Source organism: Nonomuraea sp. NPDC052634, from assembly GCF_040678535.1.
Lineage (GTDB): Bacteria > Actinomycetota > Actinomycetes > Streptosporangiales > Streptosporangiaceae > Nonomuraea > Nonomuraea fastidiosa.
The window spans coordinates 70,539-95,286 of the sequence record NZ_JBFATY010000017.1; the positions used below are offsets into that span (position 1 = coordinate 70,539).

General features: G+C 72.7%; 9 protein-coding genes. 4 read left to right on the top strand and 5 right to left on the bottom strand.

Annotated elements, in window-relative coordinates; translation table 11 throughout:
* Positions 1-101 precede the first annotated feature (101 nt).
* Together AB0K67_RS38570 and AB0K67_RS38575 are read left to right on the top strand one after the other, a co-directional pair.
* Positions 102-2,948: an AMP-binding protein gene (locus AB0K67_RS38570; RefSeq protein WP_364070050.1), complete on the top strand. Its 2,847-nt coding sequence runs from the start codon at positions 102-104 to the stop codon at positions 2,946-2,948.
* Entirely contained in the window at positions 2,945-13,717 is a 10,773-nt protein-coding gene (locus AB0K67_RS38575; RefSeq protein WP_364070052.1) for a type I polyketide synthase, read from the top strand. Before AB0K67_RS38570 ends, AB0K67_RS38575 begins: the two co-directional genes overlap by 4 nt.
* Positions 13,718-13,997: 280 nt before the next feature.
* On the opposite strand, the gene AB0K67_RS38580 is transcribed toward AB0K67_RS38575, so the two are convergent.
* From AB0K67_RS38580 to rfbA, 4 genes are all read right to left on the bottom strand, one after another.
* Complete coding sequence (locus tag AB0K67_RS38580) at positions 13,998-15,110, bottom strand: DegT/DnrJ/EryC1/StrS family aminotransferase (RefSeq protein ID WP_364070054.1); 1,113 nt, start codon at positions 15,108-15,110, stop codon at positions 13,998-14,000.
* On the bottom strand, positions 15,107-15,724 hold the full coding sequence (gene rfbC, locus AB0K67_RS38585; RefSeq protein ID WP_364070056.1) for a dTDP-4-dehydrorhamnose 3,5-epimerase: 618 nt from the start codon (positions 15,722-15,724) through the stop codon (positions 15,107-15,109). The genes AB0K67_RS38580 and rfbC overlap by 4 nt, the downstream gene beginning before the upstream one ends.
* Before the next feature lie 63 nt (positions 15,725-15,787).
* Positions 15,788-16,732: a dTDP-glucose 4,6-dehydratase gene (gene rfbB, locus AB0K67_RS38590; RefSeq protein WP_364070058.1), complete on the bottom strand. Its 945-nt coding sequence runs from the start codon at positions 16,730-16,732 to the stop codon at positions 15,788-15,790.
* Entirely contained in the window at positions 16,729-17,604 is an 876-nt protein-coding gene (rfbA, locus tag AB0K67_RS38595) for a glucose-1-phosphate thymidylyltransferase RfbA (RefSeq protein WP_364070060.1), read from the bottom strand. The genes rfbB and rfbA overlap by 4 nt, the downstream gene beginning before the upstream one ends.
* A 315-nt stretch (positions 17,605-17,919) precedes the next feature.
* Here rfbA and AB0K67_RS38600 point away from each other — a divergent pair, with 315 nt between their 5' ends.
* Positions 17,920-20,238 (top strand): penicillin acylase family protein, encoded by a 2,319-nt coding sequence (locus tag AB0K67_RS38600; RefSeq protein WP_364070062.1) that lies wholly within the window; start codon positions 17,920-17,922, stop codon positions 20,236-20,238.
* A gap of 85 nt (positions 20,239-20,323) precedes the next feature.
* Entirely contained in the window at positions 20,324-21,049 is a 726-nt protein-coding gene (locus AB0K67_RS38605) for an alpha/beta fold hydrolase (RefSeq protein WP_364070064.1), read from the top strand.
* A 9-nt stretch (positions 21,050-21,058) separates the two neighbouring features.
* Here AB0K67_RS38605 and AB0K67_RS38610 read toward each other — a convergent pair.
* The coding region (locus AB0K67_RS38610) for a type I polyketide synthase (RefSeq protein WP_364070066.1) at positions 21,059-24,748 on the bottom strand (3,690 nt) is incomplete at its 5' end.

The following is a 24,748-nucleotide window of genomic DNA, read 5'->3' on the forward strand; positions in this document are numbered from 1 at the left end:
TCGCGGGACAGCCGGTTCCCACGTTAGGGGCGGCTAGGGGTACTTCTGGGGCGGAACCCCGCCTTAGCCTGAACTCTGCTGCCTGAGGGAGATCGTCAACTATGCGCAATATCCGGCCGAGATACACCGGGAAATTCATCCACGACTTTCTCGACCAAAGCGCCGCGGGTTATCCCGAGTCGCCGGCGGTGAGGGACTCGAGCGGGACGTTGACCTATCACGAGCTGGACACGATCAGCCACGCGGTGGACCACTGGCTGGAGCAGCAGGGCGTCGGCCCGGGCGCGCGCGTGGTGGTGCAGGCCCCCACCGACCGCCGGCTGGCCGCGCTGTTCTTCGGCGTCTCCCGCCGTGGCGCCATCTTCGTGCCGCTCAATCCGGCGATGAAGGATTTCCACCTGCGTTCGGTGCTGGAGAACGCCGACCCCGCGCTGGTGCTCGCGGAATCGGCCGGCGGACGGCCCGACGCCGTACGCGCGCTCACCGAGGCGCCGGTCCACGGCTTCGACGCGGTCTGGGCGGAGATCACCGGCCTGGCGAGCCAGGGCGCCCGCGCCGCCGTGACCAAGGAGATCGACCCCGCCGACCCGGCCGCGCTGGTGTACACCTCGGGCAGCACGGCGGCGCCGAAGGCGGTGATCTGCCCGCACGCCCAGGTCTGCTTCGCCACCGTCGCGCTCGTCGAGGCGCTCGGCTACCGGCAGGACGACGTGGTCTTCTGCCGCTTTCCCATGTCGTGGGACTACGGGCTGTACAAGCTGCTGATGACCTGCGCCGTCGGCGCGGAGATCGTCTTCGCCGACGCGAGCGCCGACCTGCGGCTGGTGGACCACCTCAGGAGGACCGGGGCGACCGTGGTGCCGATCGTGCCCTCGCTGGCCAACATGATCATCGCTTCGGCGCAGCGGCGGGGCGAGCCCACCACCGGGGTGCGGCTGTTCACCAACACCGGTGCGGCGCTGCCCGCCGCCACCATCGAGGCGCTGCGCGCGCACTTCCCCGGCGCCCGGGTGGTCCGCCAGTTCGGCCAGACCGAGTGCAAGCGCATCTCCGTCATGCCGCCGGAGGAGGATCGCGAACGCCCGGACTCCGTCGGGCTGCCGCTGGCCGGGACCAGCGTGCAGATCCTCGGCCCCGACGGCGAGCCGGTGCCCACCGGCACCACCGGGGAGATCGTGGTGACCGGCCCGCACGTGATGCCGGGGTACTGGCGCAACCCCGAGATGACCGCCAAGACGTTCCGCCGCGACCCGCGTACCGGGGAGGTGCGCCTGCACACCGGCGACTACGGCCATCTCGACGAGGACGGATACCTCTACTTCGACGGCCGCCGCGACGACATGTTCAAGCGCAAGGGCATCCGCATGAGCACGGTGGAGATCGAGGCGGCGGCCCTCGACATCCCCGGCGTCCGCGCCGCCGCCGCGCTCCCTCCCGACGGCGACCACGACCTCGCGATCTACGTCGAGCCCGCCGACGGCGCCGAGCTGGAGCCCCACACCGTGCTGCGCGAGCTGGCCGCCCGGCTGGAGCCGGCCAAGGTGCCCGCCACCTGCCAGGTGGTCGCGGAGCTCCCTCAGTCGGCGCACGGTAAGTACGCCCGCGACCAGCTCCGCCGCCTGCACGCCAAGAAGACCCCGCACGCCAAGAAGACCCCGCACGCCATGAAGACGGGGCCCGCGCGGCCGCGCCTGTCCCGCGAGGAGCTGGTGCGCAGGTTCGGCTCCCCGCTGTACGTCTACGACCTCGACAAGGTGACGGCGGCGTACCGGGACCTGGCCGACTTCATGCCGGAGGGCACCGCGATCTACTACGCGCTCAAGGCCAACCCGCATCCCGACGTGGCCCGCGCGCTGCGCGAGGCGGGCGGCGGCGGCTGCCGGGCGGAGATCAGCTCCACCGGTGAGCTGGCCGCCGCGCTGGCCGCCGGCTTCACCGGCGCCGACTGCATGTACACCGGGCCGGGCAAGACGGCCGGGGAGCTGGCCGAGGCGCTCGCCGCCGGGGTGCGGCTGTTCTCGGTGGAGTCGCTCACCGACCTTGAGCACATCGGCGCCGCGGCCACCGCGCAGGGCACCGTCGCCAGGTGCCTGCTGCGCATCAACAGCGCCACCGCGGCCGCCGCCACCAGCATCCGGATGACCGGCGCGCCCTCCCAGTTCGGCAACGACATGGAGGAGCTGCTCGCGCAGGTGGAGGCGATGCGCGCGATCCCCGGCACCCGGATCGTCGGCGCCCACTTCTTCCCGCTCAGCAACGCCGCGGACGAGGAGAGCCTGCTCGGCGAGTTCCAGCACACGGTGACGGTGGCCGCCGAGGTGCGGCGCATCCTGGGCGAACCGTTCGAGCTCGTCGATCTCGGCGGCGGGTTCTCCGCCCCGTACGGGGTGCCCGGCACCCGTCCCGCCTACCCGAACCTGCGTAAGGGCCTGGAGGAGGCGCTCGACCAGCACCTGCCGCAATGGCGGGAGGGACGGCCGGGCATCGCCTGCGAGTCGGGCCGCTACCTGGTGTCCGACTGCGGCGAGCTGCACTGCACGATCGTCAACGTCAAGCAGAGCAGGGGCCGCACGTTCGCCATCCTGGACGCCGGGATCAACGCGTTCGGCGGCATGTCCGGCCTCGGCCGGCTGCTTCCCGCCCAGGTCAGACCCCGGCAACCCGACGGCGACGCCCGGCCGGGCCGCAAGGCCGCGCTCGCCGGTCCCCTGTGCACGCCTGGCGACCTGCTCGCCCGCGAGGTCGAGTTGCCCGACCCGGCGCCCGGCGACCTGGTGACGATCCCGCACGCCGGCGCGTACGGGCTCACCGCCAGCCTCTCGCTCTTCCTCGGCCGCCCCGCACCCACCGAAGTGGTGATCCGCGGAGGCGAGGTCGTCTCCGTCTCCCAGTTGCGCCGCGAGCGCGTCTACGAACCGTCGCCGACCCCTGACCCCCGGAGCGCATGATGGCATTTCCTGGTGACCACGGCGGCCCTTCCGAGGCCGGGCTCGACGGCCTCGCCGCGTTGCCCGTCGCCGAGCAGCGCAGGGCGCTGCTCGAACTGGTGCTCAGGGAGACCGGCGAGGCGCTGCTCGGCGTGGAGGGCGGCGACCCCGCCGCGGTGACGTCCAGCCGGCCGTTCCGCGAGCTGGGCCTCGACTCGCTGGCCGCCGTTGACCTGCACGACCGGCTGGTCGCCGCCACCGGCGTCGACCTGCCGATGACGCTGGCCTTCGACTACCCCACGCCCGAGCTGGTCGCCGAGTACGTGCGCGCCGCCGTACTCGGCCTGCCCGTGCCGCAGCCGGCCTCGGGCCGCGGGCACGACCTCGACACGGGCGCGGGCGACGACCCGATCGTCATCGTCGGCATCGGCTGCCGCTTCCCCGGCGGCGCCGACTCCGCCGAGACGCTGTGGCGGATCTTCGCCGAGGAGCGCGAGGTGCTCGGCGGCTTCCCCGCCGACCGCGGCTGGGACCTGGACAACCTCTTCGACCCCGACCCGGACGCCCCCGGCAAGAGCTACGTCGACCGCGGCGGCTTCCTGCCCGACGCGACCGGCTTCGACGCCGACTTCTTCGGCATCAACCCGCGCGAGGCCCTGGCCATGGACCCGCAGCAGCGCGTGGTGCTGGAGACCTGCTGGGCCGCGCTGGAGCATGCGGGCATCGACCCGACGTCGCTGCGCGACCGGGCCGTCGGCTCGTTCTTCGGGGCCGAGGTGCACGAGTACGGCGTGCGCGTGCACGACGCGCCCGAGGGTCTCGACGGCTACCTGATGACCGGCAACGCGCCGAGCGTGGTCTCCGGCCGGCTCGCCTACCTGCTCGGCCTGTCCGGCCCCGCGATCACCGTGGACACGGCCTGCTCGGGCGCCATCGTCTCGCTGCACCTGGCCTGCAACTCGCTGCGCTCCGGCGAGTCCGACCTGGCCCTGGTCGGCGGCGTCGCGGTGATGGGCAGCCCCGGGATGTTCACCGCGTTCAGCCGGCAGCGCGGTCTCGCGCCCGACGGGCGGGTGAAGGCGTTCGCCGACGCCGCGGACGGCACCGCGTTCTCCGAAGGCGTCGGCATGCTGGTCGTGGAGCGGCTGTCGGACGCCCGCCGCAACGGCCACCGCGTGCTCGCCGTCGTCCGCGGCACCGCGATCAACCAGGACGGCAGGTCCAACGGGCTCACCGCGCCGAGCGGTCCCGCGCAGCGGCGGCTCGTCCTGGACGCGCTGGCGGCGGCCGGGCTGCGGCCCGCGGACGTGGACGCGGTCGACGCGCACGGCACCGGCACCGCGCTGGGCGACCCGATCGAGGCGCACGCCCTGCTCGCCACCTACGGCCAGGACCGCAGCACGCCGCTGTGGCTGGGCTCGGCCAAGACCAACCTCGGGCACACGCAGGCGGCCGGCGGCATGGCCAGCGTGATCAAGATGGTCATGGCGATGCGGCACGAGCTGCTGCCGAAGACCCTGCACGTGGACGCGCCCTCCTCCAAGATCAACTGGTCGAGCGGGGCGGTGGAGCTGCTCACCGAGGCCCGGCCGTGGCCGCGCGTCGAGGGGCGGCCGCGCCGGGCGGGTGTGTCGTCGTTCGGGATCTCCGGCACCAACGCGCACGTGATCCTGGAAGAGCCGCCGCTGGAGGTGCCGTCTGCTGTTGGTGACGGTCCTGTGGTGCTGTCGCCTGTACGCGGGGTCGTGCCGGTGGTGGTGTCGGGCAAGAACGAGGCCGCGCTGCGGGCGCAGGCCGAGCGGCTGGCGGACTTCGTGGCCGCGCACTCCTCGGCCGGCGTGGCTGAGGTGGCGGCCGGGCTGGCCCGGCGGGCCGCTTTGGAGCATCGGGCCGTGCTGCCGGTCTCCGATCGGGAAGACCTGCTGGCCGGGCTGCGTTCGCTGGCGGCCGGTGAGCCTCCGGACGTCGGGGGCCGGGTGCGGCCTGGTCGTCTCGCCGTGGTGTTCTCCGGCCAGGGTGCGCAGCGCTTGGGGATGGGGCGGGAGCTTTATGCGACATTTCCCGTCTTCGCGCGGGCCTTCGATGAGGCTCTGGAGCTGCTCGAAGCCGAGTTCCGCGCTTCGGACTTCGTGAGCGATCTGGCGCATGGGCTGAGCTTGCGGGAGATCATCCAGGGCTCCGAGTTGCTGGATCAGACGGTGTTCGCGCAGGCCGGGCTGTTCGCTTTCGAGACGGCGCTGTTCCGGCTGCTGGAGTCGTTCGGTGTGCGGCCGGACTTCGTGGCCGGGCACTCGCTGGGTGAGATCACCGCCGCGCACGTCGCCGGGGTGCTGGATCTGGCGGATGCGTGCCGTCTGGTGGCCGCCCGCGGGCGGTTGATGCAGGCGTTGCCGGCCGGTGGTGCGATGGCCGCGATCGGCTGCGGTGAGGACGAGATCGCCTCCGTGCTGGCTCGTTACGATCAGGTGGCCATCGCCGCGGTGAACGCGCCGGGCGCGGTCGTGGTCTCCGGTGCCGCCGCTCAGGTCGATGAGGTGGTCGCGTGGGCGCGCGAGCAGGGGTTCCGTACGCGGCCGCTGCGGGTGTCGCATGCGTTCCACTCGCCGTTGATGGAGCCCATGCTGGCCGAGTTCGAGCAGGTCGTCGCCGGGCTGACGTTGCGTCGCCCGGAGCTCGCCGTGGTCTCGAACGTCTCCGGCGAGCTGGCGGGTGAGGAGGTCACCGAGCCTTCTTACTGGGTGGAGCATGTGCGCCGTCCGGTGCGGTTCGCCGACGGCGTCGAGGTGATGCGGCGGCGCGGCGTCACCCACTTCCTGGAGGCGGGTCCCGACGCCCAGCTCGCCCCCATGATCGAACAGACCCTGACTCAGGCCGAGGGCGAGCCCGCCTCGGTGGTGGCGCTGCTGCGCCGCGACAAGGACGAGACCGACCACGTCGCCACCGCGCTCGGCCGGGCCTGGGTCTCCGGCGTCGACCTCGACTGGACCGCCTGGCCGACCGGTGCCCGCGCGGGCGACCTCGACCTGCCCACGTACCCGTTCCAGCACCGCCGCTACTGGCTGGAGCCGGCCCCGTCCGGTGACCCGGCCGCGCTGGGCCTGCGCGCCGCCGGCCACCCGATCCTGAGCGCGGTGGTGGAACAGCCGGGCGGCGGCGCCATCCTGACCGGACGCCTGTCGGCCGCCGCCCAGCCCTGGCTGACCGACCATGCCATCAGCGGCACCCCGATCCTGCCCGGCACCGCGTTCGTCGAGCTGGCGCTGCGCGCGGGCGACCAGGTCGGGTGCCCCACGCTCGACGAGCTCACCCTGCACGCCCCGCTGGACCTTTCAAGCCGGAGCCAGATCGCGATCCAGGTGACCGCCGGTCCCTCCACGGCGGACGGGCGACGTCCCGTGGAGATCCACTCCATCGCCGAGGACGGGATCTGGCTCCAGCACGCCACCGGCTTCCTCTCCCCCGCCCCCGCTACCGCCACGGCGGACGACTTCGCCGCGTGGCCGCCGCCCGGCGCGGAACCGCTCGACATCACCGGCCTCTACCCGGCGATGGCCGAGCGCGGCTACGGCTACGGTCCCGCCTTCCGCGGCCTCACCCGGGCCTGGCGGCGCGGCGATGAGGTGTTCGTCGAGGTGGCACTGGCCGAGGGCGTGGACGCCTCGGGCTTCGGCGTGCACCCGGCGCTGCTCGACGCGGCCCTGCACGCCACCGACCTGCTGCCCGGCCACGACGAGGACACGTCGTTGCCGTTCGCCTGGCGCGGGGTGTCCCTGCACGCCGGCGGGGCGCGTGCGGCGCGGGTCAAGGTGCGCCTCGACGGTTCGGATGGGGTACGGCTCGACATCGCCGATCCCGCCGGTCGCCCGCTGGCCACCGTGTCGTCGCTGGCTTACCGCCCGGTGCCCGCCCAGTGGTCCGGTGCGCGTACCGCGACTCATCGGTGGCTGCACGAGCTCGTGTGGCGGCCGGTGGACGTGACGGCCTCCCCGGCCGGCGCCGACACGATGATCGACGCCACCGAGTGGACCGTCTCGGCCGGCGGCGAGCTGCTGGACCGCCTGCGCGATGGCGTGGGCTCGGTGCTGGCTCGCGTACAGGAGTGGCTGGCCCGCGAGCCGGAGGGCGACGGGCGGCTGGTGGTGGTGACCCGGGGCGCGGTGTCCGTGGCCGATGACGGCCCAGCGGATCCGGTCCAGGCGGCAATCCTCGGGCTCGTACGGGCCGCGCAGGCGGAGAATCCCGGACGTATCACGCTCGTCGATGTCGAGAGCGCCGGCGATGGTGTGGCCGCGGCGCTCGCCTCCGGCGAGCCCGAGGTCGCGCTGCGCGGCGGCCGGGTGTGGGTGCCGCGTCTGAAGCGCGTGGAGCCGTCCTCCCCGTCGGTGCTCGATGGTGCGGTGTGGCCGGTCGATGGAACGACTTTGATCACGGGCGGCACGGGTGGTCTGGGTGCTGCGGTGGCGCGGCATCTGGTGTCCGAGCACGGCGTACGGCATCTGCTGCTGGTTTCCCGTCGGGGGCCGGACGCGTCCGGCGCTGCCGAGCTGCGTGAGGAGCTGGCCGGGCTCGGCGCCGAGGTGACGATCGCGGCCTGTGACGTGGGCGATCGTGAGGCGCTCGCCGCTTTGCTGGCGGGGATTCCTGAGGATCGGCCGTTGTGTGCGGTGGTGCATGCGGCGGGTGTGGTCGATGACGGGGTGATCTCCTCGTTGTCGCCGGAGCGTGTGGATGCGGTACTGCGGCCCAAGGCCGATGCGCTGTGGCATCTGCACGAGCTGACGCAGGACCGTGCTCTGGAGCGGTTCGTGGTGTTCTCCTCGGTGGCCGGGGTGGTGGACGGTGCGGGTCAGGGCAACTACGCCGCCGCTAACGCGTTCGCAGACGCCGTGGCCGTGGCGCGGGCGGCGGCCGGGTTGCCGACCGTGTCGCTGGCCTGGGGGCCGTGGGCCGAAGAGCGAGGCATGGTCGGCCGGATCAGCACGCGCGATGAAGCTCGCATGCGTGCCACCGGTTCGATCTCCCTGACCACCGAGGAAGGGCTCGCGCTGCTGGACGCCGCCGTGCAGTCCGGGCAGCCGTTCCTCGTTCCAGCCCGCTTCGACGCGGTGGCGCTGGGACGGCGCGGGGCCGAGCTGCCGCCCGTCCTGCGCGAGCTGGCCGCCGGTACCGGACGCCGTGCCGCAGCCGCCGCACCCTCCGCGACCCCCGAGCCCGGCTCGGACACGCCGCCTGTGGTGGCGGAGCTGGCCGGATTACCGGAGGCGCAGCGGCAGCGGCGTTTGCTGGAGGTGGTGTCCGCTCAGGCGGCGGCCACCCTGGGGCACGACAGTGCGCAGGCCATCGATGCGGATCGGCCGTTCCAGGACCTGGGCTTCGACTCGCTGACCGCCGTGGAGCTGCGTAACCGGCTGCATCAGGTGACCGGGCTGCGGCTGACGCCCACGCTGGTCTTCGACCACCCCACGCCTCGCGCCCTGGCGGCGCACCTGGACAGGACCTTGTCCGGTACGCGCCGCACGACCCCCACCGTCACCGTGAAGACGAGCGGGGATCGCGAGGATGATCTGATCGCGGTGGTCGGCATGGCCTGCCGCTTCCCCGGCCAGATCACCAACCCCGAAGAGCTGTGGCGGCTCCTGATCGAGGACCGCGACGGCATCACCGGCTTCCCCACCGACCGGGGCTGGGACATCTCCAGCCTGTACGATCCGGAGCCCGGCAAACTGGGGCGCACCTACACCAAGCAGGGCGGTTTCCTGCACGACGCGGCGTACTTCGACCCTGCTCCGTTCGATATCGGCCCGCGCGAGGCCGCCGCCATGGACCCGCAGCAGCGGCTCCTTCTGGAGACCACCTGGGAGGCCCTGGAGCGCGCCGGCATCGACCCGTCGGGGCTGCGCGGCAGCCAGACCGGGGTGTTCGCCGGGGTGATGTACCACGACTGGGGCACGCGGCCCGGCCGGGTTCCGGAGGAGTACGCCGGTTACCTGGGCAACGGCAGCCTGGCCAGCGTGGTCTCCGGGCGGGTGGCGTACGCGTTCGGCCTGGAGGGACCTGCGGTGTCGGTGGACACCGCGTGCTCCTCGTCGCTGGTGGCTTTGCACCTGGCCGCGCAGGCGCTGCGCAACGGCGAGTGCGACCTGGCGCTGGCGGGTGGCGTGACCGTGATGTCCACGCCCGATACGTTCACCGACTTCGGCCTCCAGCGGGGTCTTGCCGCCGATGGGCGATGCAAGTCCTTCGCCGATGCCGCTGATGGTGTCGGCTGGGGTGAAGGCGTCGGCGTGCTGGTGGTCGAGCGGCTGTCCGATGCCCGCCGTCGCGGGCATCGGGTCCTGGCCGTCGTACGCGGCAGCGCCGTCAACCAGGACGGTGCCTCCAATGGTCTGACGGCCCCCAACGGGCCTTCGCAGGAGCGGGTGATCGCGCAGGCGCTCGCGTCGGCGGGGATCGGCCCTGACCAGGTGGACGTGGTCGAAGGCCACGGCACCGGCACCTCCCTGGGCGACCCGATCGAGGCCCAAGCGCTGCTGGCGACCTACGGCCAGGACCGCAAGGAGCCGTTGTGGCTGGGCTCGGTCAAGTCGAACCTGGGCCACACGCAGGCGGCCGCCGGCGTGGCCGGTGTGATCAAGATGATCCTGGCCATGCAGCACGAGCTGCTGCCCAAGACCCTGCACGTGGACGCCCCGTCGTCGAAGGTGGACTGGTCCGCCGGAGCGGTGGAGCTGCTCACCGAGCCGAAGCCCTGGCCCAAGCAGGCCGATCGGCCGCGCCGCGCGGGCGTGTCCTCCTTCGGCATCTCCGGCACGAACGCCCACGTCATCATCGAGGAACCACCCGCCGAGGAAAGCCCGAAGCCGGTTGACGCGGGCGGCACCGTGCTGCCGGTGCTGGTCTCGGCCAAGACCGAGCCCGCGCTGCGCGCCCAGGCCGACCAGCTCGCCGCCTACGTGGCCGAGCATCAGGAGGCGCAACCGCTGGAGGTGGCGGGTGGGCTGTCGCGCCGGGCTGCTTTGGAGCACCGGGCGGTGCTGCCGGTGTCGGATCGGGATGGTCTGCTGGCTGGGCTGCGCGCTTTGGCTGGCGGCGAGCTGGGGGCGTCCTCTGGGGTTCAGGGTCGGGCGCGGGCGGGGCGTTTGGCCGTGGTCTTCTCCGGCCAGGGTGCTCAGCGGTCGGGGATGGGGCGGGAGCTGTATGCGGCGTTCCCGGTCTTCGCCCGAGCCTTCGACGAAGCCTGCGAGCTGCTGCAAGCAGAACTCGCCGGAGCGGATGTCGCAGCCGGGCTGGCCGGTGGGCTGAGCGTGCGCGACATCATCCTCGGCGACGCTGAGGTGCTGGACCAGACCGTCTTCGCCCAAGCCGGGTTGTTCGCCTTCGAGACCGCGCTGTTCCGGCTGCTGGAGTCGTTCGGCATCCGGCCGGACTTCGTGGCCGGGCACTCGCTGGGTGAGATCACCGCCGCACACGTCGCCGGGGTGCTCGACCTGGCGGATGCGTGCCGTCTGGTGGCCGCCCGTGGGCGGTTGATGCAGGCGCTGCCGGCCGGTGGTGCGATGGCCGCGATCGGCTGCGGCGAGGACCAGATCGCCTCCGTGCTGGCTCGTTACGATCAGGTGGCCATCGCCGCGGTGAACGCACCTGGCGCGGTCGTGATCTCCGGTGCCGCCGACCAGGTCAACCACATCGTCGAGTGGGCGCGTGAGCAGGGGCATCGGACCCGCCCGCTGCGGGTGTCGCATGCCTTCCACTCGCCGTTGATGGAGCCGATGCTGGCCGAGTTCGAACAGGTCGTCGCCGGGCTGACACTGCGACGCCCGGAGCTGGCGCTCATCTCCAATGTCTCCGGCGACCTGGCAGGCGAAGAGATCACCGAGCCCGCGTACTGGGTGGAGCACGTACGCCGCCCGGTCCGCTTCGCCGACAGCGTCACCACCCTGCACGAGCAAGGCGTCACCTGCTTCATCGAAGCAGGTCCAGACGCCCAGCTCACCCCCATGGTCGAACAGACCCTCACCGACGCCGATCCCGCCGTCGTACCCCTCATCCGCCGAGACCGCGACGAGACCACTCACCTCATCACCGGCCTAGGCCAAGCCTGGGCGAGCGGCACCGACGTGAACTGGTCCGCCTGGCCGGGCTTGAGCACCGTGAAGCCTCTGGATCTGCCCACCTATGCCTTCCAGCGGCGGCACTACTGGTTCCAGCCCGCCTCGTCCGGTGACGCGGCGTCGCTCGGCCAGACCGCCATCGACCACCCGATCCTGGGCGCGGTCGTGGAGCAGCCGGACGGCGGCGCGATCCTGACCGGCCGCCTGTCGGCGATCACCGAGTCGTGGCTCGCCGACCACGTGATCAGTGGCACCACCATCCTCCCCGGTACCGGCTTCGTGGAGCTGGCCCTGCACGCCGGCGAGCAGGTGGGCTGCCCGACGATCGACGAGCTGACCCTGCACACGCCTCTGCCCGTCCCCGATGGCGGTGACGTCGTCATCCAGGTCTCCGTGACCGCCCCCGACGGCGACGGCCGACGGCAGATCACCATCCACTCCAGGAGCGACGGCGGACAGTGGACCCGGCACGCCACCGGCGCGCTCATCCCGGCCCCGGGCAACGTACCGGCGGATATGCAGGCATGGCCACCGTCCGATGCCCAGCCCCTGGACACCACCGGCCTGTACGAGCGCCTCGTCGACCACGGTTACGGCTACGGCCCGTCCTTCCACGGCCTCACCCGGGCCTGGAGAGACGGCGACGACCTGTACGCCGAAGTGACGCTCCCCCAGGAGGCCGGGTCCTCGTCCCGGTACGGCCTGCACCCCGCGCTGCTCGACGCCGCGATGCACGTGGATCTGGTGGCCGGGCCGAAGGCCACGCTGATCCCGTTCAACTGGAACGGCGTCACCCTGCACGCCGCCGGCGCCGACGCGGTGCGCGTACGGCTGCGCAGGCTGGACGGCGACGAGGTCACCCGGCTGGACCTGGCCGACTCTTCGGGACGGCCGGTGGCCACGGTGGAGACGGTGGTGTCCCGGCCGGTCCAGGCCGAGCAGCTGGCGCAGGCCGGGCCGGCGGCGGGGTCGCTGCTCACGGTGGCATGGCGGCCGGTAACGCCGCCAGGACATCCCGGCGCGGTGGACGTCTCCGGCGCGCTCGTCATCGACGTCACCGCTGAGACCTCCGGCGGCAGCGCGCCCGATCGCGTACGGCGGGCCCTCCGCCCGGTCCTCACCGGCCTGAAGGAGTGGTCTGCGGAGCAGGGCGGCCGGCAGGCCGTGGTGGTCACGCGGGGTGCGGTGGCGGTGCGCGACGGCGAGGCACCGGACCCGGCGCGGGCCGCGGTCTGGGGCTTGGTACGTGCCGCCCAGGAGGAGAACCCGGGCCGGATCGTTCTCGTCGATCTCGAGCCGGCCGGTGACGTGGCGGAGGGCGTGCGCGTCGCGCTGGCCGCCGGGGAGCCTGAGCTGGCGATCCGCGACGGCCGCCCGTGGGTCCCCCGGCTGACCCGCGCCACGCGACCGGGCAACGGCCGCGCAGCCGACGACCGGTTCTCCGGCCCCTGGCCGGTCGACGGGACGACGCTGATCACCGGCGGCACCGGCGGCCTGGGCGCCCTCATGGCCAGGCACCTGGTCACCCAGCACGGCGTACGCCATCTGCTCCTGGTCTCCCGCCGCGGCCAGGACGCCCCAGGAGCCACCGACCTCCGTGACGAGCTGGCCGGGCTGGGCGCCGAGGTGACGATCGCCGCCTGCGACGTCGCCGACCGCGACGCCCTCGCCGCCCTGCTGGAGCAGATCCCCGACGCCCACCCCCTGCGCGCGGTGGTGCACGCGGCGGGTGCGGTCGCGGGCGGGCTGCTCGGCAACCTGACGGAGGACGGGCTTGACCGGGTGCTGCGGCCCAAGGCGGATGCCGCCTGGCACCTGCACGAGCTCACGCAGAAGCACGACATCGCCCGCTTCGTCCTGTTCTCGTCGGCCGGCGGGATGGTGCTCGCCGCCGGGCAGGGCGACTACGCGGCGGCCAACGCCTTCCTCGACGCGCTCGCCGTCGAACGCGCCGCCGCCGGACTGCCCGCCACATCCCTCACCTGGGGCATGTGGGCGGTGGACACCGGGCTCGGCGGTCCGCTGCAGGAGGCCGACCTGGCCCGGGTGCGCAACCTCGGAATACCGGCGATCTCCGCGGAGACGGGGCTGGCGCTGTTCGACGCGGCGCTGCGGGTGCCCGCGCCGGTGCTCGCGCCGATCCAGCCGGACGTGCGTACGCTGCGCACGCGCGGCGACGACCTGCCCGCGCTGCTACGCGACCTGGTGGGCCCGCGCCGTACGGCCGCCGTGGCCGAGCGGGCCAACGGGTCGGGTGACGCGGCCGGGCTGCGCGAGCGGCTGGCCGGGCTGCCCGCGCGGGAACGGGACCGGGTGCTGCTCGAGCTGGTCCAGGCCGAGGCGGCGATGGCGCTCGGACACGACTCGGCGGACATGATCGACGCCGATCGCGGCTTCGTCCAGCTCGGCTTCAGCTCCCTGGCCGCCGTCGAGCTGCGCAACCGCCTGCGCCAGAAGACCGGCCTCCCGCTGCCCGCCACGCTCGCCTTCGACCAGCCGAACGCCACCGCGGTGGCCCGCTACCTGGCCGAACGCCTGGCCCCCGCCGAACCCGAACCCTCCCAGCCCGCTCCCCCGGCCGCCGACGAGGCTTCCTCGGCTGCGGAGGACGAGGACTTGACCGCCGCCTCTGCCGAGGAGCTCTTCGAGATCCTCGACCGGGAACTCGGCGACGTGTAGCAAGGCTCCCGCGAACAGCGTCGCCTGCACGGCCGCACTCCTCACCTGCCCCAGGCCCGCCGGCCCCGCCGGTGCCCGGCAGCTCGACCGGCCCGCCCGGCTGGACGAGGAGGAGTGCGGCCGTGCTGTGTGCTGGGACCATGCGCAGAGGCGAAAGGCCGGCAGCCCGCAAGCCCCTGGGAGCTTCCGGGCGAGTCGGGTGCGACCAGGGGCTCCACATACGGGACAGGCCCGGCCGCCGGGATCGGCTGCCGGGCCTGTCCAGGGATTCTCCGCGGGCCTACCAGCCCCGTCGTACGGTCTCGACGATGTGGGCCTGCTGCTCCTCGGTCAGCCACCACCCCACGGGCAGGCAGACGACGCGCTCGGCCACGCTGTCCAGCCCGGGCAGCAGAGTGGCGAAGCGGCGGACGCAGGTGTGGGTGTCGTTGCGTTCGTGGACGTTGCTGACCATGATCTCGGCTTCGTCCATGCGCTTGATGAAGCCGGCCCGGTCCTCGACCTTCACCGGGTAGATCCAGAAGGACGACTCGCGGTCGGGCGCGCGTTCGGTCAGTTCGAGGCCGGGGACGCCGGCGAGCTCACGGTCGTAGTAGGCGGCGTGGGCGCGGTGGCGGGCCACGACCTCCTCCGCCCAGTCGAGGTTCGCGAGCCCGATGGCGGCGTTGATGTCGGTCATGTGGAACTTGTAGCCCCACTCGGCGACGTCGGGCGGGTTGCGCAGCCGGTCGGCGCGGCGGTTGATGCCGAACCAGCGCAGCAGCGTGGCGCGTTCGTGCAGCTCGTCGTCCGGCAGCACGAGGGCGCCGCCGTCACCGCAGGTCAGGTGCTTGATGGCCTGGAAGCTGTAGACGGCGATGTTGCCGTGGGTGCCCATGCGGGCGCCCTGGAAGGTGGCGCCCCAGGCGTGGGCGCAGTCCTCGATGACGACGGGGCGGAAGCCGAAGGTGGCCTCGGCGTCGTCGAGGATCTTCGCCAGCCGGGCGAGGTCCACGGGGTAGCCGGCGAAGTGCACGACGACGATCGCGCGGGTGCGGGGTGAGATCTTGCGTGCCAGGTCGTCGAGATCGACGTTGAGCGAGGCGGGGTCGACGTCCACCCATTTGATGCGCAGCCGGTTGGCCAGGATGGTCCAGTTGGTCGCCTCCATGGTGAGCGGCGTGGAGAGCACCTCGCCTTCCTCGTCGCCGGACGCGGCGACCATGTGCAGCGCGAGGTGCAGCCCCGAGGTGCCGCTGTTGACGGTGGCGACGCGCGGGTTGCCGATGCGCTCACCCAGCGCCCGTTCGAACTCGGCGACCTTGGCGCCCTGGCCGATCTGGCCGCTGCCGACGACCTCGGCGACCGCGGCCGGGGCCGACTCCGACATGGGGACCTTGAACAGCGGGATCAACGCGTGGCTCCGTTCGCTGCGGCGGCGAGTTCGGCGTAGCGGGCCTGGCAGTCGGCGTAGGAGGGCAGGATGCCGAGCCGCTCGGCCTCCTTGAACGAGGGCGCGGCGCGGTCCTTGTCCGACAGGACGGGTTCGCGGTCGCGCGGCCAGGGCAGGTCGAGGTCGGGGTCGAGCGGGTTGATCTCGTAGGAGTTCTCCGGCGACCAGGTGGCGGAGCACAGGTAGAAGACCGTGGCCTGGTCGCTGAGCGGGGCGAACCCGTGGGCGAGCCCTTCTGCGAGGTAGAGGGCGTGCCGGTTGTCCTCGCTCAGCTCGACCGCGACGTGCTGTCCGTACGTGGGCGAGCCCTGCCTGATGTCGACGACGATGTCGCGGATGGCGCCGGCCGGGCAGCTGACGTAGCGGGCCTGGCCCGGCAGGTGGATCGCGTGGAGTCCGCGGATGGTGCCGCGCACGGACACCGAACAGTTGACCTGGGCGACGTTCAGCGGGTGGCCGACGGCTTCGGCGAACGCGGGCTGTTTGAAGACCTCGAGGAACATTCCTCGGGAATCGGGGAAGATCTTGGGCTCGACGAGGAACGCCCCGCCGATGCCGAGTTCGCGGATTCGCATCGGATCCCTCCTTCGACGTTATGGTCAGGGCCCTGAACTGGGGCGACAACCCCTAGGGCACCCTTATGAGCCGCGCACCCAGCGGCGGTTGTCCCGGTACCACGCGACGGTCTCGGCGAGGCCCTTTTCGAAGTCGACGGCCGGACGGTAGCCCAGCTCCCGGCGGATCTTGCGGTCGTCGACGGAGTAGCGGCGGTCGTGGCCCTTGCGGTCCTCGACGAACTCGACGCGGTCCCATCCGGCGCCGCAGGCGGCGAGGAGCCGTCCGGTCAGCTCGCGGTTGGTCAGCTCGGTGCCGCCGCCGATGTTGTAGACCTCTCCGGGGCGGCCGCCCTGGCGTACGAGCTCGATGCCGGCGACGTGGTCGGAGACGTGCAGCCAGTCGCGGGCGTTCATGCCGTCGCCGTACAGCGGGACCGTGCCGCCGTCGAGGAGCCGGGTGACGAACAGCGGGATGATCTTCTCGGGGTACTGGTACGGCCCGTAGTTGTTGGAGCAGCGGGTGACGCGCACGTCGAGCCCGTGCGTGCGGTGGTAGGCGAGGGCGAGCAGGTCGGCCGACGCCTTCGACGCCGAGTACGGCGAGCTGGGCGCGAGCGGCTCCTCCTCGGTCCACGAGCCTTCGGCGATGGAGCCGTACACCTCGTCGGTGGAGACGTGCACGAACGTCTGGAGCCCGTGCTCGACGGCCGCGGCGAGCAGCGTGTACGTGCCGGTCACGTTCGTGCGGACGAAGTCGCCCGCGTCGCTGATGGAGCGGTCGACGTGGGACTCGGCGGCGAAGTGCACCACCTGGTCGTGCTCGGCCATCAGCTTGCCGACGAGGCGGGCGTCGCAGATGTCGCCGTGCACGAACGTGTAGCGGCCTTCGGCGGGGGCGAGGTTGGCCAGGTTGCCGGCGTAGGTGAGCTTGTCGAGGACGGTCAGCTGGTGTTCGCCGCGCTCGGCGAGGGTGCGGACGTAGCAGGAGCCGATGAATCCGGCGCCGCCGGTGACGAGGATCCTCATCGCTGGTAGCTGCTCGCGATGCTCATGACGTACTGGCCGTAGCCGGACTGGGCCTGCTCGGCTCCGAGCCGGTAGCACTGCTCGGCGTCGATGAAGTCCATGCGGAGCGCGACCTCCTCCAGGCAGGCGATGCGCACGCCCTGGCGTTGTTCGAGTGTCTGCACGTACTGGCCCGCCTGGAGCAGCGTCTCCGGCGTGCCGGTGTCGAGCCAGGCGAATCCTCGGCCGAGGTCCACCAGCTTGGCGCGGCCCTCACGCACGTAGGCGAGGTTCACGTCGGTGATCTCCAGCTCGCCGCGCTCGGAGGGTTTGAGGTTCTCGGCGATGTCGACGACGTCGCTGTCGTAGAAGTACAGGCCGGTGATGGCCCTGTTGGAGCGGGGTTTCTCGGGTTTCTCCTCGATGGAGATGAGCCGGCCGTTCTCGTCGGTGAGGCCGACGCCGTACCGGCCGGGGTCGCTCACCGGGTATCCGAACAGCACGCATCCCTTGACGTCGCGGGCGTTCTCCTCCAGCACCTCCGAGAACGACGGCCCGTGGAAGATGTTGTCGCCGAGGATGAGCGCGGAAGGCCCGCCGCCGATATGGGAGGCGCCGATGAGAAACGCCTGTGCGATGCCGTCCGGCGATTCCTGGGCGGCGTAGGAGATGTTCAGCCCGAAGCGTGAGCCGTCGCCGAGCAGGCGCACGTAGTTCGGCAGCTGGTCGGGCGAGGAAATGAGGAGGATATCCCGGATACCGGCCAGCATGAGCACCGATATCGGGTAGTAGATCATCGGTTTGTCGCTCACCGGGAGCAGTTGTTTGGAGACCGCGGCGGTGATCGGATGCAGCCGCGTCCCCCGGCCTCCCGCGAGCACGATTCCCTTCACGGCCTGTACCTCTCTGCTGCGTGGAAGTGGTCCCGAGGCTAAGCAGCGGCGAAGGCGGGCGGCAAGGTCGCGGGCCGGAGAAAGGGGGGTCCATTAGGGGTTTCGGTAACGAACCTCCTGGCCCGGGAAATCGCTGAATAGGGGACCGTGCACGGGCCGTCGCGAATGGGTGCGGCAAGGGGCCGGATTTAGGGGAGGGTAGGGGCTGACCGGCATCGCCCGCCCCACAAGAATTTCGTGATGAGCACATGGGAAAGGAGCCCGGCGGTGCGGAATAACGCTTTACGCCGTGCCGTCGCCGTGTTAGCGGCAGCGGTGCTGGCACTCACACCGGCCGTTCCGGTCCGGGCGGAGCAGGGGGCGGGCGACGCGCGCACGCTGCAGGTGCCGGGGCTGCGCGAGCCCGTGCGGCTGGTGACCGATCGCTGGGGCGTGCCGCACCTGTACGCGCGCAACACCGACGACGTGTTCCTGGCGCAGGGCTACAACGCCGCGCGGGACCGGCTGTTCCAGCTCGACCTGTGGCGGCGGCGCGGGCTCGGCCTGTTGTCGGCCGCCTTCGGACCCGCGTACGTGGAGAAGGACCGGGCCGCGCGGCTCCTGCTGTACCGCGGTGACATGAAGAAGGAGTGGGCCGCCTACGGGGCGGGCACGCAGCGCGCGGTGACCGCGTTCGTCAACGGCATCAACGCGTACGTGGACTGGGTGAACGCGCATCCGGATGCGCTGCCGCCGGAGTTCCGCCGGCTCGGCCACCGTCCTGAGCGGTGGCGGCCCGAGGACGTGGTGCGGATCCGCAGCCACGGGCTGGCGCTCAACGCGTACCCGGAGATGCTGCGCGCGGCCGCGATGTGCAAGGGTGGGCAGAGCGCCGCGCGGGCTCTGGTGCGGCTGGAGCCGGCGCACGAGCCGCAGGTGCCGGACGGGCTCGACCCGTGCGACGTGCCGCTGGACGTGCTCGACACGTATCTGCTGGGCATCACGCCGGTCACCTTCGACGGCGTCACGTTGCGGCAGGCGCCGCTGCCTTCGACGGAGGGGTCGAACGCGTGGGCGCTCGCGCCGTCGCGCACCGCGACCGGCAGGCCGATCCTGGCCGGCGACCCGCACCGGTCCTTCACCGCCCCGGCGCTGCGCTACGTCGCCCACCTGTCCGCTCCCGGCCTGGACGTGATCGGCGCGGGCGAGCCCGCGCTGCCCGGCGTGTCGATGGGGCACAACGGCCGCGCCGCGTTCGCGCTCACCGTGTTCGCCGCCGACCAGGAGGACATCCAGGTGTACCGGCTGCACCCGGACGACCCCGGCCGCTACCGCTATAAGGGCCGGTGGGTGCGGTTCACGACGGTGCGTGAGGAGGTTCCGGTGGCCGGCTCGCAGCCGCGCCAGGTGGAGCTGACCTTCTCCCGGCACGGCCCGGTGCTCAAGGTGGACGCCGCGCGGGGCCTGGCGTTCGGCCTGCGTACGGCGTGGTCGGAGCCGGGGACGGCGCCGTATCTCGCCGGTCTGGACGCCATGACGGCGCGGAGCTGGCCGGAGTTCGCCGCCAAGGTGCGGCGCTGGGGCGCGCCGCCGGAGAACCTCATCTACGCCGACACCTCGGGCGCCATCGGCTGGGTGCCCGGCGCGCTGGTGCCCAGGCGGACGCGGCACGACGGGCTGCTGCCGGTGCCCGGCGACGGCCGCTACGAGTGGGACGGCTTCCACGACGGCTCCGAGCTGCCCAGGGTCAGCAACCCGAAGAGCGGCATCGTGGCCTCGGCGAACGAGTTCAGCATGCCGTCGGGTCATCCGCTGCGCGTCGGCTACGAGTGGGAGCCGGCGGTCCGCAAGGAACGCATCGTGGACGTGCTGTCCGGCTCGACCGAGCACACCACGTCCGCCATGGCGCGGCTCCAGCGCGACCACGCCGACGAGTACGCCAGGCGCATCGTCGCGATCCTGCGCGACATCCCCGCAGGTGACGACCCCGACACGGCGGCCGCGCTGGAGCTGCTGCGCGGCTACGACGGCACGGCGGACACCGGCTCCCCCGGCGCGGCGCTGTACGAGCCGTGGCTGTCGGGGCATCTCGGCCCGGCGTTCCTCGCCGCGTTCGTGGATCCGGCGGTGGCCGTCAGGGTGCCGCGCGCCGACGTCCGCCAGATCATCGACGCGCTGGAGCGGCCGGAGCGCTGGTTCGGCTCCGGCGGCGCCGCGGTGCGCGACCGGCTGGTGCAGCGGACGCTAAGCACCGCGTACGCCGAGGTGCGCGGCAGGCTCGGCGCGGACCCGGCCGCCTGGCGCTGGGGCGACCTGCACCATGTGCTGTTCCCCCACCCGCTGGGTGCGCACGTGGGCCCGATCTCCCGTGGCGGCTCGCCGACCACGGTGGACGCCTCGACCTACACGCCCGGGACCTACCAGTCCACGTCCGGCGCGGCGTACCGGATGGTGCTGGACGTCGGAGCCTGGGACAACTCGACGTTCGTCAGCGCGCCCGGCCAGTCCGGCGACCCGGAGAGCCCGCACTACGACGACCTCGCCGCCGCCTGGGGCTCCGGCACTCAGGTGCCGCTGCTGTACAGCCGGTCGGCGGTCGCGAAGAACACGGAAAGCGTCATCACCCTGGTGCCCGCGGCGTCCGGCCGCGGGTGATCGCCGCCCCGCACGGCAGCCCTCCGGAGACGGCTCCGGAGGGCTGCGTGCCGAGCGGTGAACGGATCACCGCGGAAGGAACGACATGGACGAGCGTTGGATCAAGCATTTCCACCCCGCGCCCGAGGCTCCGGCGCGGGTCATTGTGCTGCCGCACGCCGGAGGCGCGGCGAGCGGCTACTTCAAGCTGTCGGCCGCGCTGCACCCGGCGCTCGACGCCCTCACCGTGCAGTACCCGGGCCGTCAGGAACGCCGGCACGAGCCGCCGCTGACGGACGTGCGCCTGCTGGCCGCCGGCATCGCCGGCGCGCTGCCCCCGGATGAGCGGCCCACGCTGGTGTTCGGGCACAGCATGGGCGCGCTGGTCGCGTTCGAGCTGGCGCTGCTGCTGGAACGGCGCGGCGCGGCACCGCACGCGCTGATCGCCTCGGGCCGGCGTGCCCCGTCCACCTACCGGGACGAATGGGTGCATCGGCGGGACGCGGCCGGGGTGGCGGAGGAGCTGCGCAGGCTCAACGGCACCGACCCGGTGTTCCTGCAGGATCCCGAGCTGTTCGAGATGGTGCTGCCGGCGTTGCGGGCCGACTATCAGGCGGTGGAGACGTACGAGTGTGCGGAGGGTGCCGCCGTTTCCTGTCCGCTTGTGGTGTTCGTGGGGGACGACGATCCGAAGACCACGGTGGATGAGGCGCGGGCCTGGGAGCGGAACACGACCGGTCCGTTCGATCTGCGGGTCTTTCCCGGTGGGCACTTCTACCTGGAGGATCAGGTGAACGAGGTCTCTGACGCGCTCGTCGCGCTGGCCACGTGAGCCCGCGTGTCACCCGCACGTCTCCGATAGCCAGTCCTCGATCGCGGCGGCGGTCTGCCGGGCCTCGGACTCCAGCATGCTGAAGTGGTCGGCGGTGACATCGCGCACCGCCGTACCCGGCGTGATGACGGGATGCCAGCCCGCGCCGGCCGCCGCCCCCGTGCCCTGGGACGTCGCCACGTCTTGGACGGCGCGCACGTACAGGGTCGGCGCGGCGAGCTCGGCGGGCCGCCACTGCGCGAGCAGGGCCGCGTACCAGCCCATCGCGGACAGCCGGGCGGCGGTGAACGGCCCGAACACCGCCTCCCTGTCGAGCAGGCCGCCCACGATCGACGACCAGACGGCGGGGCTCTCCCCCGGCTGGGGGACGTGCGTGTCGAGCAGGATCACCGCGGACGGCCCCTGCCCGGCCTCCGTCATCGCGGCGGCGAGCGCGTGCGCGAACACCCCGCCGGCGGAATAGCCGACCAGCGCGTACGGCTCCCCGTCCGCCGTGACCGCCTGGGCCAGGCCGTGCACGAGGGCGTCCAGCGAGGCCGGCAGGCTCTCCTCGCGGACGAAGCCGGGGATCGGCAGCACGGCGAGGTCGCGCACGTCGCGGAACTCGGCGGCCAGCGGCCCGAACTGGTGCGGCCCGCCGAAGGCCATCGGCGAGTTCAGGCAGAACAGCCGCGGGCGGCGCGCTCCCGTGGCCAGCACCACCGGGGTGCGGGCCGGGGCGTCGGCCACGTCGTAGCGGGGGCGGACGGCGGCGGCCGCGTGCAGCAGCGCCATGCCCTGCTCGATCTTCCCGGCGGCGGCCGCCTCGCGGAACAGGCCGCTCAGCGTCTCCGCCGCGTTCGGCACGTCCTGCGTCACCGGGTCGTCCGTGGCCGGTGCGGGGGCGATCTCCTCGGCCAGCAGACCGGCCAGGGCGCTGACCGACGGGTAGTCGAACGCGGCGGTGGCGGGCAGCCGGACGCCGGTGTCGGAGGCGAGCACGTTGCGCAGTTCCATGGCGGCCAGGGAGTCCAGGCCCAGCCCGACCAGGTCCGCGTCCGGCTCGACGGGCGCCGGGTCGGCGTGGCCGAGCACCTGGGCGGCGCGCCTGCGTACCAGGTCGATCAGCCGCTCGCGCCGTTCCTCCGGGCTGAGCGCGGCCAGCGGCTCGCGCTCGTTCTCCCGGGCCGCCGCCGCGCGCCGCACGGCTGGTGCCAGCTCCTGGAGCAGAGACGGCACGCCGTCCGTACGGGCGCGCAGGGCGGCCGGATCGAGCCTGATCGGCGCCAGCACGGCGGTGTCCGACCGGCGGGCCGCGTCGAACAGCGCCAGCGCCGCGTCCACCGGCAGCGGCAGCATGCCCCAGCGGCGGATGCGGGCCAGGTCGTCCTCGCGCAGCTCGGTCTGCATGCCCGCGTCGCCGCCCCACAGGCCCCAGGCCAGCGTGCGCGCCGGCAGTCCGGCGGCCCGGCGGTGTTCGGCGAGCGCGTTGAGTAAGGCGTTGGCGGCCGCGTAGTTGCCCTGGCCTGGGCTGTCCACCAGCGACGCCGAGGAGGAGAACAGCACGAACTCGGCCAGGTCGTGCTTCTGGGTGAGCTCGTGCAGATGCCAGGCGGCGTCCGCTTTGGGGGCCGCAACCCGGTCGAGCAGGTCGGGGGTGAGGTCTTCGATGACGGCGTTGGCGCTGACGCCCGCCGTGTGGACGACGGCGCGCAGGGGGTGGGCGTCGGGGATCTGCTCCAGCAGGGCGGCGAGGGCGTCGCGGTCGGCGACGTCGCAGGCGGCGATCGTCACCTCGGCGCCCAGCCCGGCCAGCTCGTCACGGAGGTCGGTGGCTCCTGGGGCGTCCTGGCCGCGGCGGGAGACCAGGAGCAGATGGCGTACGCCGTGCTGGGTGACCAGATGCCTGGCCATCAGGGCGCCCAGGCCGCCGGTGCCGCCCGTGATCAGAGTGGTTCCGTCCACCGGCCAGGCGGGGGCGGGATCCTCGGTGAGGCGGGCGCGGTCGAGTCTCGGGGCCCATGCCTGGTTCTCACGGAGTGCGATCTGGGGCTCCCCGGTCTTGAGCAGGGCGGCCTGTGCGGCGGTGTCGAGGTCTTGGGCAGGGGCCAGGTCGATGAGGGTGATGCGGCCGGGGTCCTCCGCTTGGGCGGCGCGTACCAGGCCCCAGACCGCCGCCTGTGCCGGGTCGGGCGTCTCATCGTCCGTTACGGCGACCGCGCCGCGCGTGATGACCGCCACCGGGCGGGTGTCGCCCTCCGACGACCAGCTCTGCAGCTCGGCCAGCACCTTTCCGACGGTCTGTCGCACCCGGGTCGGCAGATCGCTGTTCGGTGTCGCCGCTGAAGCGTCCAGCACTCGGATTCCGTTCGCGGGCGCTTTGTCGTTGCCTGTGGCGAGGGGCCGCCAGGCCAGCTCATACAGCCAGCGCGTTCCGGTCGCGCTGGTCAGCTGGGTTTGTGCCAGAGGGCGGGACGTCAGCGCCTCGACCGACACCACCGGGCCGCCTGCCGGGTCCGCGATGTCCAGGCGGGTGACCGCCTCGCCGTCCAACCGGCGGAGTCTGACGCGCAGCGACGACGCGCCCGATGCGTGCAGGGCCACGCCGCGCCAGTTGAACGGGATCAGCGGGCCGTCGTTGTCGTCCCCCGCCCCGCCGTCTGCCTCGGCTTCCAGTCCTGCGAGCATGCCCACGTGCATGGCCGCGTCGAGCAGCGCGGGGTGCACGCCGTACCCGGCCGGGCCGGCTTCGTCCTCTGGCAGCGACACCTCCGCGTACAGGTCGTCACCGTGTTTCCAGGCGCGGGTCAGCGCTTGGAAGGATGGGCCGTAGCCGTAGCCGTGGTCGATGAGGCGGTCGTAGAGGCCGGTGGCGTCGAGCGGCTGGGCGCCTGCCGGCGGCCATGCCTGCCGCAGCTCACCCGGCACGCCGGACGTCGCGGCTGCGGAGGTAAGGGCGCCGGTGGCGTGCTGCGTCCACTCGCCGTCGTCTTCCGGCTTGGAGTGGATGGCGATGTGGTGCCGGCCGTCCTCGTCGGGGGCGGTCACCGTGATGCGGAGGATGGCGCCGCCGGTGGTGTCGTCCTGGCCTGTGGCCGTGTCGGGGATGGACAGGGGTGCGTGCAGGGTGAGCTCGTCGATGAGCGGGCAGCCGAGCAGTTCCCCGGCGCGCAGCGCCAGCTCGACGAACGCGGTGCCGGGCAGGATCGGGGTGCCGTTGATCACGTGGTCCGTCAGCCATGGCTGGGCCGTCGCCGACAGGCGGCCGGTCAGGATCGCGCCGCCGTCGGGCTGCTCCACCACCGCGCCCAGGATCGGGTGATCGACGGCTGTCTGGCCGAGCGCGGCCGGGTCGCCTGCCGAATCGAGCTGCAGCCAGTAGCGGCGGTGCTCGAAGGGGTAGGTGGGCAGGTCCGGGTGGCCGAGGCGGGCGCCTCCTGGGGTGTTCCAGGCGGGCCAGGCCGTCCAGTCCAGGTCGGTGCCGCTGGTCCAGGCCTGGCCAAGGCCGGTGATGAGGTGAGCGCTCTCATCGCGGTCGCGCCGCAGCAGCGCCACCACCTGCGAGGCCGGCTCCTCGTGCTGGGTGAGGGTCTGTTCGATCATGGGGGTGAGCTGGGCGTCGGGGCCTGCTTCGATGAAGCAGGTGACGCCTTGCTCGTGCAGGGTGGTGACGCTGTCGGCGAAGCGGACCGGGCGGCGTACGTGCTCCACCCAGTACGC

Bases quoted from the DNA above. Each gene is read 5' to 3' on its own strand.
- AB0K67_RS38570 (WP_364070050.1), top strand. From the start codon at position 102: ATGCGCAATATCCGGCCGAGATACACCGGGAAATTCATCCACGACTTT.
- AB0K67_RS38575 (WP_364070052.1), top strand. From the start codon at position 2,945: ATGATGGCATTTCCTGGTGACCACGGCGGCCCTTCCGAGGCCGGGCTC.
- rfbC (WP_364070056.1), bottom strand. From the start codon at position 15,724: ATGCGAATCCGCGAACTCGGCATCGGCGGGGCGTTCCTCGTCGAGCCC.
- rfbB (WP_364070058.1), bottom strand. From the start codon at position 16,732: ATGAGGATCCTCGTCACCGGCGGCGCCGGATTCATCGGCTCCTGCTAC.
- AB0K67_RS38605 (WP_364070064.1), top strand. From the start codon at position 20,324: ATGGACGAGCGTTGGATCAAGCATTTCCACCCCGCGCCCGAGGCTCCG.